This is a genomic window from Calidithermus chliarophilus DSM 9957, assembly GCF_000430045.1.
GTDB classification, from domain to species: domain Bacteria; phylum Deinococcota; class Deinococci; order Deinococcales; family Thermaceae; genus Calidithermus; species Calidithermus chliarophilus.
Window position 1 is genome coordinate 2,422,752 of record NZ_KE387023.1, and the last position, 13,272, is coordinate 2,436,023.

Sequence of the window (13,272 nt, forward strand, 5' to 3'; positions counted from 1 at the left end):
GGTTTGCTGATAAACCACTTCCCAGGGCGGTAAATCCCCCGGCATCATCCTCCACGCGGCTCCGGCACGGACTATCCAGCGCAAACCGTCGAACACGTCCCGCAGGGCGTATTCCCTTTGGGGTGCGTCCTCGCGCATCAGGGTCAGGTAGGGGGCCACGAACAGCCACTCCTCGTCGCTCACGTCGCTCGGATACCGCTTTCGGCTCATCCCTCCAGCTTAGCCCTAAAGTTCATAACACCCTCTAGGCGGCGAGGGGCTCGAGGTGCTGGGCGACGCCATCCAGATCGAGCAGGTGCTGCACAACCTCCTGCGCAACGCCCTCGAGGCCCTCGGCGGCGTGGAGCCCGAGCGGCGGCGGGTGCGGGTGCGGGCCTGGCGGGAGGGGCGGGAGGTGCGGCTCGAGGTGCGCGACTTTGGCCCCGGCATCGCCCCGGAGGTGCTGCCCCAGCTCTTCAACCCCTTCGTCAGCAGCAAGGCCGGGGGGATGGGCCTGGGGCTTTCGCTGTCGCAGACGCTGGTGCAGGGGATGGGGGGCGTGCTCGAGGGCGGCAACGCCCCCGGCGGCGGGGCCTGCTTCACCCTCAGGCTGCCCGCGCGGGTCACGGAGGAGCATGTCCGGCCCTAGCCCCGCCCTCAAGCACTCGCCGGTGGTCTACCTCGTGGACGACGACGAGGCCGTGCGCGAGGCGCTGGCCCTGCTGATCGGGACCATCGGGCTCGAGGTGCAGGCGTTCGCCTCCCCGGCGGCCTTCCTCGAGGCCTTCGACCCCGAGGCCATCGGCTGCCTAGTGCTCGACGTGCGGATGCCGGGCATGAGCGGCCTGCAGTTGCAGGAGATGCTGCGGGAGCGCGGCGTGGACCTGCCGGTGGTGATCGTGACCGGCCACGGCGACGTGAACCTGGCCCGGCGGGCCTTCGTCGCGGGGGCGGTGGAGTTCTTGCCCAAGCCCCTCGACGAGCAGACCCTCATCGAGACCCTGCAGCGCGCGGTGCGGGCCCACATCCAGTCGCGCCAGCGCCAGGAGGTGGGCCGCGAGGCCCGCGAGCGCCTGACCCGCCTGAGCCCGCGCGAGCTCGAGGTGCTGCGCCTGATGGTCGAGGGCTACACCAACAAGCAGATCGCCCGGCGGCTCGAGGTCTCCCCGCGCACCGTCGAGACCCACCGCGCCCACCTGATGGAGAAGCTCGAGGCCGAGTCGCTGGCCGGGCTGGTGCGGCTGTACCTGCGGGGGCTCGAGGAGCATCCGTAAAACTACGGAGCCCGCCCCGAAATAGCCCGAATTCCGCTGCCGGACGGCTCCGGCATAGCATGCGTTCAGTTCAGCGCATCGCTGACGAACGGAGGATGCCATGACCAAACTTGCCCGCTTCAGCCTCGCCAGCCTGACCGCCCTCGGCCTCGCCCTGGCCCAGGGGGTGCTCACCGAGCGCAACCTTTCCGTGGCCCTGGCCGAAGAAGCCGCGCTCGCCGCCATGCAGAAGTGTCAGGCCGACGGCTACCGCGTCTCGGTGGTGGTGCTCGACCGGGGCGGCACCTTCAAGGCCGGCCTGCGCAACGACGGGGCCGGGCTGCACACCTTCGACACCGCCTGGAAGAAGGCCTTCACCTCCGCCAGCATCCGCATCCCCACCAGCACCTTCGCCCAGCGCGTCCAGACCGCCCCCGGCCTCGCCAGCATCAGCGGCGTGATCGCCCTGGGCGGCGGCCTGCCCATCAGCGTGGGCAACGAGGTCATCGGGGCCATCGGCGTGGGCGGGGCCCCCAGCGGCGAGGCCGACGAGGTCTGCGCCAAGGCGGGCATCGACAAGATCGCCGACCGCTTGAGGTAAAGCACCCTGTCCTGGGCGGGCCTCGAGGCCCGCTCCTAACCCTTAGGAGAACCCCGATGACGATCAAGCGCTGGCAATCGACCCTGACCATCCTGGCCCTGCTGCTGGCCTCCGGCAGCCTGGGCCAGACGCCCGCCAAACCCATGAATTCCGCTTCCCTGGACCTCAAGCTCATCGAAGCGGCGACCCGGGGCGACCTCACGCAAGTGCAGGACCTGCTCCGCCGCGGGGCCAACGTCAACGCCCGCGACGCCACCCGTCGCACCGCCCTTACCGCCGCTGCCCTGGGCGACCACGTGGCGGTGGCCCGGGCCCTCATCGCCGCGGGGGCCGACCCCGACCTCCAGGACGCCAACCGCAACAACGCCCTCCTGGTGAGCGGGGAGACCGGCAGCGTCGCCATGCTGCGCGAGGTGCTGGGGGCCAACCCCGACCTGACCCGCACCAACCGCTTCGGCGGGACCGCGCTGATCCCCGCCGCCGACCGGGGCCACGTGGAGTACGTGCGCGAGATCCTCAAGACCAAGATCGACGTGGACCACGTCAACAACCTGGGCTGGACCGCGTTGCTCGAGGCCATCATCCTGGGCGAGGGCGGGGCGCGGCACACCGAGATCGTGCGCCTGCTCATCGCCGCCGGGGCCGACGTCAACTTAGCCGACCGCGAGGGCGTGACGCCCCTGGCCCACGCCAAGCGGCGCGGCTACGCCGCCATCGCCCGGCTGCTCGAGCGGGCCGGGGCTCGCTAGGGGAGGGCTGCCATGCGCCGATGGTTCCTGATCGCGCTGATGGCCCTGGCGGGCCTGGCCCTCGCCCAGGTTCCCCCCTCGCCGGCCGAGCTCGAGGGCTACACCGGCCTGCTGGCCGCCGCCGCCAAGGGCGACGTGGCCCGCATCGAAAGCCTGCTCGAGGGCGGGGCCAGCCCGGAGGTGCGCGACCGCGCCGGGCGCACCCCGCTGCTCGTAGCCGCCCACCTGGGCCAGCACGCGGCGGCCCGGGCCCTGCTGCGCGGGGGCGCCGACCCCAACGCCCTCGACAACCAGCGCTACGACCTCATCACCATCGCCGCCGTGCGCAACGACGCCCAGATGATCCGCGTCGGCCTGGCCGGGGGCGCGAGCCCCAAGAACGTCACCAGCCCCTACGACGGCACCGCCCTCATCGCCGCGGCCCACCTGGGCCACGTGGAGGCGGTGCGGGTGCTGCTGGAGGCTAAGGCCCCGCTCGACCACGTCAACAACCTCGGCTGGACCGCGCTGCACGAGGCGATCATCCTCGGCGACGGCGGGCCCCGCCACACCGAGGTGGTGCGGCTGCTGCTGGAGGCCGGCGCCAACCCCAACCTGGCCGACCGGGGCGGCGTCACGCCCTTGCAGCACGCCCGGCAGCGCGGCTATACGGGGATGGTGCGGCTGCTCGAGCAGGCCGGTATGGAAAACAAACGTAATCCGTGACTCCAACATGACCACCGCTGAGAAGTGGGGGGCTGGGATCACGGAGGGGGTTTTTGGAATCGCCCAGGCAGCTGCGGGTACAGCCGCCACAGCCTATTGCGCAGGCAAGTATAGTGGAAACAATGCACTTGCTTGTGGGGCAGCGCTAAGCAGTGGGATAGAGCTTGGGGGGAACTGGTTGAAGCACTATTGGATCGACGTTAATGGGTGGGACTAAGGACCATGAGGCCGTCAGGAGCAGGTGGGGGTTACTGCTGTGGGTGGTCACCTCGGCATACCTGCTCATCTCGAGCTTTGTGGTACAGATGCTCCTGGCCAGCTTCCGGGGTGAGGATTTCGGGCGAGGCCCATTCGGGAGCGTCATCTTGCTGGGCTTCTTGGGGCTGTTGTTGTGCTTCTCTGCCTACCTCATCTCCTCATTGATCACGATTACGCCCGAGGCGCTCACCGTACGGAGTATCTTCGGCAGCAGAACCATAGCGCTCAGGGACGTGCTAGAGATTAAAATCGTGCCCATATACGGGGACACGATTTTCTGGGGCTACAATGTCATCGTCCGCACGACGCTGTCCCAAGGGATTGCTGTTTATGCGAGCCTTTATGCCAATAGACACCAGCTACTCGCAGCGCTTATTCATCACGCCAGGCGCGTTTCTGGTGGTGTCGATATTGACCGGTCTCTCCTGAATAGATACAGCCGCCGAAAGTAGCCTCGTACAGGCGAAGTCTAAATCTTGTGAGCCAGTCACAAGCGGTGGCGTAAGGTTCGGGGGAGCGTGCTAAAGAAGCGCTTCGTACATAGGATGAGACGGGACTATGGACCCTAGACCCCATGACGTAACCAGTAAGAAAGGCATGCTGGCCTGGACTTTAGCCGCGGCCTTCGTGGCCATTGCCGGCATCTCGTCACTGGTCCTGCTTGAGAGCTTCCGGGACGGCAGTTGGAGTCAGGACGTGGTAGGCACGGTTGCAGCCGCGGCGTTCCTGGCCTTTTCCATTGGCAGTCTGGCTTATATTCTGACTTCATCAATTGTTGTATCAAGCCAAGAGTTAACGACCCAGAGCGTTCTTGGAAGCCGTTCGGTGCAGTTGAAAGATATTACGGAAATCAAGGTACTGCCCCTTTATGGCGATACCTTCATATTTGGATACAACGTGGTCCTTAAGTTAAACCACTCCGCCGGGCTAGGGATCTATGCCAGCATCTACGCAAACGGCTATGAGATACTGAGGAGGCTCATCGCGAATACCCTACGGGAGGCAATTAACGTTGATGTTGATCGGTCTCTATTGAGAGAGTATGGCAGAAAAAGATAGACAGTATCCGACTAAGGTGGACTCGCCGCAAAGCACATAGTGACTGCTGACCACCCTCAACTGTATCAAGCGCCACTTCACTGCTATGACTTCCCAACCCCTTTCCCTCCCACCTTTCCTTCTCCCTCCCCTCCTTCTCCTCCTGAGCGCCTGCGCCGCTCCCGACGGTACACTGCCGGTGGTGGAGGTCCAGTCCGCCTTCCCCGCCCTCAATAGCACCCTTTAGCCCCTTGACCCATACCCCCACCGGGGAAAACCCGGTGGGGTTTGACTTTGGCCTTTGCCCTGGTATAAACTTTGACTCGGTATAAGTTTCCCGGAGGTACAGGCATGATCGCAGATCGCAAATTGGCGAAAAAAGGCGGCGGCTGGCTGCTGGATAAGCCCGAGGGCATCTTCACCCCCGAAGACTTCGACGACACTGTCCGCGAGATCATCAAGACTACCCGCACCTTCGTCGAGCGCGAGTACCAGCCCGTAGCCGAGCGCCTCGAGCACGGCGAGCTCGAGCTCAACGTCCCCCTGATGCGCAAGGCCGGGGAGCAGGGCCTGTTGGGCATCGAGGTGCCCGAGGAGTACGGCGGCCTCGACCTCTCCAAGACCATCTCCACCGTGGTGGCCGAGGAACTCGCGCCCACCGGCGGCTTCAGCGTGACCTACGGCGCCCACACCTCCATCGGCACCCTGCCGCTGGTCTACTTCGGCACCCCCGAGCAGAAGGCCAAGTACCTCCCCAAGCTGGCCTCGGGCGAGTGGATCGCCGCCTACTGCCTCACCGAGCCCGGCAACGGCTCCGACGCCCTGGCCGCCAAGACCAAGGCGGTGCTCAGCGAGGACGGCAAGCACTACGTCCTCAACGGCACCAAGATGTGGATCTCCAACGCCGGCTTCGCCCACCTCTTCACCGTGTTCGCCAAGATCGACGGCTCAGCCGCCGGGCCCGGCGGCTTCACCGCCTTCCTGGTCGAGCGCGACACGCCGGGCCTGTCCTTCGGCGGTGAAGAGAAGAAGATGGGCATCAAGGCCAGCAGCACCCGCATGGTGATCCTCGAAGACGTCAAGGTGCCCGTCGAGAACGTGCTGGGCACCATCGGCAAGGGCCACCAGATCGCCTTCAACGTGCTCAACGTGGGCCGCTACAAGCTGGGCGCGGGGGCCATCGGCGGGGCCAAGCACGCCCTGGCGCTGTCGGCCAAGTACGCCAAGGAGCGCGTGGCCTTCGGCAAGCCCATCGCCCACTTCGGCCTGATCCAGCACAAGCTCGCCGAGATGGCCACCCGCATCTTCGCCGGGGAGAGCGCCACCTACCGCACCGTGGGCCTCATCGACGAGGCGCTTCAGGGCAAGAGCGGCACCGAGGCGGTGCTGGCGGGCATCGAGGAGTACGCCATCGAGGCCAGCATCATCAAGGTGCTGGGCTCGGAGGTGCTCGACTACTGCGTGGACGAGGGCGTGCAGATCCACGGCGGCTACGGCTACAGCGCCGAGTACCCCATCGAGCAGGCCTACCGCGACAGCCGCATCAACCGCATCTTCGAGGGCACCAACGAGATCAACCGCCTGCTCATCCCCGGCATGCTGCTGCGCCGGGCCATGAAGGGCGAGCTGCCGCTGGTGGACGCGGCCATGAGCCTGCAGAAGGAGCTGCTCGAGCCCTCCTTCGACCAGCCCGACGACCTCGAGCTCGCCCAGATCGAAAACCTCAAGAAGCTGGTGCTCATGACGAGCGGCCTGGCGGCCCTGAAGTACACCACCAAGATCGAGGAAGAGCAGGAGATCCTGGCCGTCGCCGCCGACGCCCTCATCGACATCTACGCCGCCGAGTCCATGCTGCTGCGCTCGCGCCGCCTGGGCGGCGGGGTCTACGCCGACATGACCACCCTCTACCTCTACCAGGCCCTCGACCGCGCCCAGGCGGCCGCCCTCGGCGTGCTGCCCCGCCTGGCCGAAGGCGACGAGATGCGCGTGATGGCCTCCGCCGTGCGCCGCCTGACCAAGCACGAGCCCACCGACCTCGTGGACCTGCGCCGCCGCATCGCCCAGAAGGTGCTCGAGGCCGAGGGTTACCCGCAGCCGAAAGCCTGAGGCCAGTCGTTCGTAGCCGGCGATGCCTCGTCTGTCGCTCGAGGCCGAAGGTTACCCGCAGCCCAGGGCTTGACCCTCGATGCGGCAAATGCCCCCGCAGAATCGCGGGGTTTTGTATTTTGGGGCATGTCCATCAAGCACGGTACAGCCGGAAAGACTTTGCGCAACAAGCTTCTTGCCTTAGCGGTGATTCTCCTCGTCGTTGGGATCGGGGGATACCTCCTCATCCGGGTGCTCGTGCCTTTCCTTGCCCCGGCGGCTCCGCTGGTGGCCCTGTTCCTCGTCCTGCGGGTACTCAGCAGCAAAGAGATGGCCAAGGCCGTCCGGGCCGTAGGCAAGGGCTACGTCGGGGAGGTCACGGTCGGCAGGAGCCTCGAGCAACTCCCCACCGGCTGGCGCGTCTTTCACGACCTGGACTTGGGCGGGGAGAACGTGGACCATTTAGTGATCGGACCCGCCGGGGTGTTCAACGTGGAGGTCAAGAACTACAGCGGCAAGGTGATCGCGACGCCGAAGGGGTTGTACAACAAGGGCAGACGCCAGGACGAGGTGGTCAAGCAGGCCTGGCGGCAGTCACACAAGCTCAAGGAGATTCTGGGGGCAGAAGTAAAGCCGATTCTGGTGTTCGTGGGCGATCGGCTCGATGGGGACCGGGCCGGAAAACTCCCGGTCAAACGCCCTGAGGAACTGGTGCGCCATCTCTCGAGCCTGCCGAAGGTCTGGGAGTATGGCGACTTCATCGCTGCGGTCAAGAAGGCCGAAGGGTTGGTCAAGTGACGGCCCGGTAAATCTCCTCGAGCCCCACCCTGAGCTCGAGGCAGGGCAACTCGAGGACGTCGCTGCCCTCGAGGGTTTCGTAGCGCCAGGTGCCGTCCTCCAGGCGGCGGTAAACCTCGACCAGCTTCTGGTCTTGAGAAACCAGGACGTAGGCTTTGAGGCTGGGGATGGTCTTGTAATTGTGCAGTTTCTCGCCCCGGTCGATGGCTTCCGTCGATTCTGACAATACCTCGATAATCCAGCAGGGTAATTGCTTGAACCGAGCCCTGCCGTCTGATTCTTCACAGGTGAGAAACAGGTCGGGGTAATAACCTTTTCCGCCGGGTGTCTGTACGATCATGTCGTTGATGAATAGCTCGCACCCGGAGGCCTCCGCGGCGTCGTAGATCAAGCGGAGGAGCCGGCTGCAGATGCGGTTGTGATCTGCGGTTCCGCCTGCCATGGCGAATAGATAGCCGTCCACGAGCTCATGACGCACCTGTGATCGCGCTTCCAGCTCGAGGTATTCCTCGAAAGTGGCTTGCCCGACGGGGTTTTGGCGGGCCATGGCTCGAGTATACAGGCGGCAGCGGTTGCTTAGACTGGTGAGCATGAGCAAAGTCGCCATCGTCGGTGCCGGTCTGGTCGGGGCTACCACCGCTCACACCCTGGCGTTGCGGGGGTCGTGCGAGGAGATCGTGCTGCTGGACGTGGACCGGGACAAGGCCCAGGCCCAGGCGGCCGACGTGGCCGCGGCCGCTACGCTCGACCGGGGGGTGCGGGTCTACAGCGGGAGCTACGCCCAGGTCAGGGGCGCCGACGTGGTGGTGCTGGCGGCGGGCCTGCGCCAGAAGGGGGGCCTGAGCCGTGCGGAGCTGATCAGCAGCAACACGCTGATCTACCGCGAGGTCATCCCGCAGGTGCTCGAGGCCGCCCCCGGCGCGGTGCTCTTGGTGGCCACCCAGCCGGTGGACTCCATGACCGAGTACGTGTACCGGCTGCTCGAGGGCTGCGACGTGAGCCGGGTGCTGGGGGTGGGGACGGTGCTCGAGACCATGCAACTGCGGGCGGCGGTGGCCGCGCACCTGGGGGTCTCGCCCGAGCACGTCAACGGTTACGTGGTCGGCGAGGAGGGCGACTCGGCGCTGGTGGTGTGGTCGAACCTCAACGTGGCCGGGCTGCCCATCACCGAGTTCGCCGCCCAGCGCGGGGTGCCCTGGACGGCCCGCGACCAGTCCGCCATCACCGACCGGGTGCAGCGCTCCAACCGGCGGGTGGTGGAGGGTAAGGGGGCCATCTCCTACGGGGTGGGGGCCGCCATCGCCCGGGTGGTCGAGGCCATCCTCTACGGCGCGAACGTCGTCCTGACCGTCAGCTCGCGCAACTCCGAGTTCGGGGTCGCCCTGTCCCTGCCGTGCATCGTGGGGGCGGGCGGGGTCGTGGAAACCCTGGACCTGCCCTATTCGCGGGAGGAGCGGTTCAAGCTCGAGGTGCTGTGCAACAGCCTGAGGAACACCCTCGAGCACATCTAGCGAAGCTTACCCGTCCCCCTCAGCGCTCCTCCAGAACGCCCTGCCGCAGCAGCGCGGGCACGATGGGCTCGCCCACCCGCAGCAGGGCGTAGCTGCCCAGCCGGCGGGCGGTGAGCTTGAGCTTGCGCAGGTGGGCCTCGAGGGCGCTCTGGTAGGCGGCGACCTCGGCGGGGCCGGCCTCGAGGCGCTCGCCGGTCTCCACGTCGCGCAGCAGGGCCTCGGCGAGGGCGGGGGAGAGTTCCTGGGGAGCCAGGACCTGCACCAACACCACGTGCTTGAGCTTGCCCAGCAGCCGCACCCAGTCGAGCTCGTCGAGCCCGTCGGTGATCAGCACGGTAGCGCCCTTGGGCCGGGGGACGGCGAGGGCGGCTTGAGGCCCCTCCGCCACCGCCCGGGCCTGGCCCCGGTAGCGCCCCTGGCCCCACAGGAAAGCACCCTCCGACTTCGAGAGCTTCGCCAGCAGGTGCAGCACGCGCTCGGCGTAAGGGGCCTTGCCGAAGAGGGCCATGCTGGGCGAGCCGTCGAGCAGGAAGGTGAAGCGGGCCGGGACCTCGGCCTGGAAGACGCGGGTGTAGAGCCGTCCGGTGCGCCCGTAGGCCCGCCAGTCGATGAAACGGGGCTCGTCGCCGGGGGCGTAGCCGCGCAGCTCGTAGAACTCGAGGCCCCGCCCGGGCCGGGGCTGGGTGCGCTCGCCCGCGAAGGGCTGGGTGGGGCGGGTGCGGATGCGGTAGCGGTCGAGGCTCATCTGGGCATGGTGCGGCGCAGCAGGTCTTGCAGCACGTTCTCCACGCTCACGCCCTCGAACTGGGCCTCCTCCGTCAGCAGCAGGCGGTGCGAGAGGGCCGGGCGCATGGCCTGGCGCAGGTCCTCCCAGTCGAGGTGGGCCCGGCCCGCCAGGTAGGCCAGGGCGCGGGCCAGCGCCAGCCAGGCTTTGGCCCCGCGGGGGGAGAGCGGCATGCGCAGGCGTTTGTCCTCCAGCGTCAGTTGCCCCGCGTTGGCGATGGCCTCGAGCGCGGGCTGGCTCACCACGACCTGCTCGAGCTCGCGGCGGGCCTGGGGCAGGTCGAGGCCCTCCACCGCCTTCGGCTGGGCGGGCTCCTCCCCCAGGATGCGCAGCCAGACCGCGCGGGGCGGCGCCTGTACGGCGATCTTGCTCATGAAGCGGTCGAGCTGGGCCTCGGGGAGGGGGTAGGTGCCCTCGAGCTCGAGGGGGTTCTGCGTGGCGAGCACCACGAAGGGATCGGGCAGGGCGTAGCGCACCCCGGCCACCGTGACCCCGCGCTCCTGCATGGCCTCCAGCAGCGCCGACTGGGTCTTGGGGGTGGCCCGGTTGATCTCGTCGGCCAGCACCACCTGGGCGAAGAGCGGCCCGGGGCGGAAGACGAACTGGCCGTCCTCGAGCACCTCGGTGCCGGTCACGTCGGCGGGCAGCAGGTCGGGGGTGAACTGGATGCGGCGGTAGGAGAGGCCCGAGGCCTCGGCGAAGGCCCGGGCGAGCAGGGTCTTGCCCAGGCCGGGGAGGCCCTCGAGCAGGGCGTGGCCGCCGGCGACGGCCGTGGCCAGGAGCTCACGGATCACGCGCTCCTGCCCGAAGAGCACGCCATGGAGGGAGGCCTCGAGCGCTCTGAGTGCTTGGCGGGGTTGGCTCACAGACCGCACTATAAAGGAATTGCAATTCAATGGAATTACGCTAAAGTATTGCCTTGGAGGTGCCGTTGTATGAAACGATTCGCAATATTCATGGCTTTAGGCGCGCTGCTGGCCGGGTTGGCGGTGGCGCAGTACCGCTTCCAGAACACCGGCCGGATCAACCGGATCCTCACGCTGACCAGCCAGCAATTGGACCTGGCTGACGCCGAGGGGAGTTATCCGCTGGCGGTGTTTATTGATAAGCTGGACCGCAAGGACGCGAGCCGCAGCTACTCGCGGAAACTGTCGAAGGGCCTGATCTACACCATCGAGGTCATCGGGGAAGGGGGTAAGGGCATCACCGACGCCGACCTGTACGTGCGCGACTCGAAGGGTTTGGTCAGCGTACGCGACGAGGGACTCTCGAACATCGCGAGGGTGGTGATCATGCCCAAGGCCGACGACACGTATACTTTCACGGCCTCGGCAGCCAGCTTCGGTTCCGCCCAGGACGGCTTCTTCTCGCTGGTGATCTCGGCGGCGGCCAGGTAGGAGGTAAAAACGCTCGCTCACGCGCGCCTGACCAATTTCTACGCGGAAGCCCTGCGCCAGCCCCAGCCGGTGCTCGCGCCCATGGCCGGCTACACCGACGCGCCTTTCCGCAAGCTGGCCCTCGAGCACGGCGCGGGCTGGGTGGTGAGCGAGATGGTGCTGGCGCGGGGCTTCCTGGCCGGGGAGCGCCGCTCGCTCGAGCTGGGCGCCCCCTACCCCGGCGAGGAACGGCTGGTGCTCCAGCTTTTCGGCCACGAGCCCGACGTGCTGCGCGACGCGGCGGCCAAGGCCGAGGCCGAGTTCGGCCCCGTCGCCCTCGACCTCAACATGGGCTGCCCGGCCCCCAAGATGGCGGGCCGGGGCGGGGCCTGCCTGCTCCAGACGCCGGAGCTGGCTTTCGCGCTGGTGCGGGCCATGCGCCAGGGCACGAGCCTCCCGGTGAGCGCCAAGATCCGGCTGGGCTGGGACCACGACCAGAGCCTCGAGATCGCCCACGGGCTCGAGGCCGCCGGGGCCAGCCTGATCACGGTTCATGGGCGCACCAGCCGGCAGCGCTACGGCGGCGAGGCCGACTGGGAGGCCATCGCCCGCGTGGCCCAGGCGGTGCGCGTCCCGGTCATCGGCAGCGGCGACGTGACCACCCCCGAGCAGTACTTCGAGCGCCTGAAGCTGGGGGTGGCCGGGGTGATGATCGGGCGGGGCGCGGTGGGCAACCCCTGGATCTTCGCGCAGATCCGGCAGGGCGGCTCGGCGGCGGGGCCGGCGCTCGAGGAGCGCGTTCACACCGCCCTGCGCCACGCCCGGCTCAACGCCCAGTGGTACGGCGAGGCGTCGGGGGTGCGCCAGTTGCGCAAGGTGCTGCCCCGCTACTTCCCCACCCACCCCGAACTGCACCCCGCGCTCAAGCAGGTGAGCACGCTGGGGGAGCTCGAGCGCTTGCTCTCGAGCCTCCGGCCCTTGACCCCGGCCTGCTGAGCCCCCACAATCTTCGAGGTGATGATCGCCCTCGGCATAGACACCTCCTGCGACGACACCGGCGTCGGGCTGGTGCGCGGCGGGCGGGTGGTCGCCAACAAGGTGGCCTCGCAGACCCTGCTGCACCAGCGCTTCGGCGGCGTGGTGCCCGAGCTCGCCAGCCGCGAGCACACCCAGGTGATCGACGGGCTGCTCGAGCAGGCCCTGGCCGAGGCCGGGGTTCGCCTCCGGGACGTCGAGCTCGTCGCGGCCACGCGCGGGCCCGGCCTGATCGGGGCGCTGCTGGTGGGCTACACCTACGCCAAGGGGCTGGCCCTGGCGCTCGGGAAGCCCTTCGTGGCGGTGCACCACCTCGAGGGCCACCTCTACGCCGCCCTGGCCGACCATCCCGAGGCCCTGCCTCCTTTCCTCGCCCTCATTGCCTCGGGCGGCCACAGCCACCTCTTCCGCGTGGCGGCCTGGGGACGGTACGAGCTGCTGGGCGCGACCATGGACGACGCCGCCGGGGAGGCTTTCGACAAGGTGGCCCGCCTCCTGGGGCTGGGCTACCCCGGCGGGCCCGAGGTCGAGAAGTTGGCCGCCCAGGGCGACCCCCAGGCGGTGCCCTTCGGGATGCCCTTGCAGGGCCAGGGCCCGGGCCAGTACGCCTTCAGCTTCTCGGGGCTCAAGACCGCCGCCCTGCGGGCCGTCGAGAAGGGCCTGGACAAGGCCGACATCGCCGCCAGCTTCCAGCGCGTCGCGGTCGAGCACCTCGCCTCGGTGGTGCTGCGGGCCGCGCGGGACACGGGCCTCCAGACCCTCCTCGTCACCGGCGGGGTGGCCCAGAACCGCGCCCTGCGGGAGCGCCTCGAGCAGGCCGGCCTGCGCCTGCTGTTCCCGCCCCGTGGCATGGCCACCGACAACGGCGCCATGATCGCGCTCGCCGCCTGGCGCCGCTGGAGTGGGCAGGGAGACCCCCTGAGCCTGCCCGCGGCGGCGTATTTGCCGTTGGCGTGAAATGGTCGAACGCCGATAGCTAAACGCCGATAGCCTATAGCCGATAGCTGATAGCCAAACGCAAGACGCAAAACGCCCTTTCTTCACCCCCCTTAGCGAGGGGGCCGGGGAGGATACCCCCTCGACGCCGGCGGGGAGGGGTC

General features: G+C 67.9%; 16 protein-coding genes and 1 pseudogene. 13 read left to right on the plus strand and 4 right to left on the minus strand.

All coding sequences use genetic code 11. From position 1 onward, the window contains the following. Positions 1-210: pseudogene (locus tag MEICH_RS24815) on the minus strand (transposase); the annotation flags it as partial. Positions 211-265: 55 nt separating this feature from the next. Here MEICH_RS24815 and MEICH_RS0111745 point away from each other — a divergent pair. The 9 genes from MEICH_RS0111745 to MEICH_RS0111780 all read left to right on the plus strand — a co-directional run bounded on the left by MEICH_RS0111745 (position 266) and on the right by MEICH_RS0111780 (position 7,466). Then, entirely contained in the window at positions 266-628 is a 363-nt protein-coding gene (locus tag MEICH_RS0111745) for an ATP-binding protein (RefSeq protein WP_027892773.1), read from the plus strand. Beyond that, positions 615-1,253 (plus strand): response regulator transcription factor, encoded by a 639-nt coding sequence (locus tag MEICH_RS0111750; protein WP_027892774.1) that lies wholly within the window; start codon positions 615-617, stop codon positions 1,251-1,253. Before MEICH_RS0111745 ends, MEICH_RS0111750 begins: the two co-directional genes overlap by 14 nt. 100 nt (positions 1,254-1,353) lie before the next feature. Beyond that, entirely contained in the window at positions 1,354-1,833 is a 480-nt protein-coding gene (locus MEICH_RS0111755) for a GlcG/HbpS family heme-binding protein (RefSeq protein WP_027892775.1), read from the plus strand. A gap of 56 nt (positions 1,834-1,889) precedes the next feature. Continuing rightward, positions 1,890-2,582, plus strand: coding sequence for an ankyrin repeat domain-containing protein (locus MEICH_RS0111760; RefSeq protein ID WP_218916400.1), 693 nt, complete (start codon positions 1,890-1,892; stop codon positions 2,580-2,582). 12 nt (positions 2,583-2,594) lie between these two features. After that, complete coding sequence (locus MEICH_RS0111765; protein WP_027892777.1) at positions 2,595-3,287, plus strand: ankyrin repeat domain-containing protein; 693 nt, start codon at positions 2,595-2,597, stop codon at positions 3,285-3,287. A 203-nt stretch (positions 3,288-3,490) separates the two neighbouring features. Next, positions 3,491-3,997, plus strand: a complete 507-nt coding sequence (locus MEICH_RS0111770; protein ID WP_027892778.1) for a hypothetical protein — start codon at positions 3,491-3,493, stop codon at positions 3,995-3,997. Positions 3,998-4,103: 106 nt separating this feature from the next. Next, positions 4,104-4,604, plus strand: a complete 501-nt coding sequence (locus tag MEICH_RS28735) for a hypothetical protein (protein WP_157202752.1) — start codon at positions 4,104-4,106, stop codon at positions 4,602-4,604. A gap of 330 nt (positions 4,605-4,934) precedes the next feature. Continuing rightward, positions 4,935-6,689: an acyl-CoA dehydrogenase family protein gene (locus tag MEICH_RS0111775; protein ID WP_027892779.1), complete on the plus strand. Its 1,755-nt coding sequence runs from the start codon at positions 4,935-4,937 to the stop codon at positions 6,687-6,689. A gap of 126 nt (positions 6,690-6,815) precedes the next feature. Continuing rightward, on the plus strand, positions 6,816-7,466 hold the full coding sequence (locus MEICH_RS0111780) for a nuclease-related domain-containing protein (protein WP_027892780.1): 651 nt from the start codon (positions 6,816-6,818) through the stop codon (positions 7,464-7,466). Here MEICH_RS0111780 and MEICH_RS0111785 read toward each other — a convergent pair. Beyond that, entirely contained in the window at positions 7,459-8,013 is a 555-nt protein-coding gene (locus tag MEICH_RS0111785) for a Uma2 family endonuclease (protein ID WP_027892781.1), read from the minus strand. The two genes, MEICH_RS0111780 and MEICH_RS0111785, sit on opposite strands and share 8 nt — an antisense overlap. Before the next feature lie 43 nt (positions 8,014-8,056). Here MEICH_RS0111785 and MEICH_RS0111790 point away from each other — a divergent pair, with 43 nt between their 5' ends. After that, positions 8,057-8,977, plus strand: coding sequence for a lactate/malate family dehydrogenase (locus MEICH_RS0111790; protein ID WP_036218526.1), 921 nt, complete (start codon positions 8,057-8,059; stop codon positions 8,975-8,977). Between the two features lie 19 nt (positions 8,978-8,996). Here MEICH_RS0111790 and MEICH_RS0111795 read toward each other — a convergent pair whose 3' ends face one another. Together MEICH_RS0111795 and MEICH_RS0111800 are read right to left on the minus strand one after the other, a co-directional pair. Then, a complete protein-coding gene (locus MEICH_RS0111795; protein ID WP_027892783.1) occupies positions 8,997-9,722 on the minus strand; it encodes a DUF58 domain-containing protein in 726 nt (241 codons plus the stop codon). Continuing rightward, positions 9,719-10,627: an AAA family ATPase gene (locus MEICH_RS0111800; protein WP_027892784.1), complete on the minus strand. Its 909-nt coding sequence runs from the start codon at positions 10,625-10,627 to the stop codon at positions 9,719-9,721. Before MEICH_RS0111800 ends, MEICH_RS0111795 begins: the two co-directional genes overlap by 4 nt. A 69-nt stretch (positions 10,628-10,696) precedes the next feature. On the opposite strand from MEICH_RS0111800, the gene MEICH_RS0111805 reads away from it, so the two are divergent. From MEICH_RS0111805 to tsaD, 3 genes are all read left to right on the plus strand, one after another. Further along, positions 10,697-11,158: a hypothetical protein gene (locus MEICH_RS0111805; RefSeq protein WP_027892785.1), complete on the plus strand. Its 462-nt coding sequence runs from the start codon at positions 10,697-10,699 to the stop codon at positions 11,156-11,158. Between the two features lie 69 nt (positions 11,159-11,227). Then, positions 11,228-12,133 (plus strand): tRNA dihydrouridine synthase, encoded by a 906-nt coding sequence (locus MEICH_RS0111810; RefSeq protein ID WP_245587645.1) that lies wholly within the window; start codon positions 11,228-11,230, stop codon positions 12,131-12,133. Between the two features lie 21 nt (positions 12,134-12,154). Next, complete coding sequence (gene tsaD, locus MEICH_RS0111815; protein ID WP_027892787.1) at positions 12,155-13,129, plus strand: tRNA (adenosine(37)-N6)-threonylcarbamoyltransferase complex transferase subunit TsaD; 975 nt, start codon at positions 12,155-12,157, stop codon at positions 13,127-13,129. The last annotated feature ends 143 nt before the right edge of the window (positions 13,130-13,272 follow it).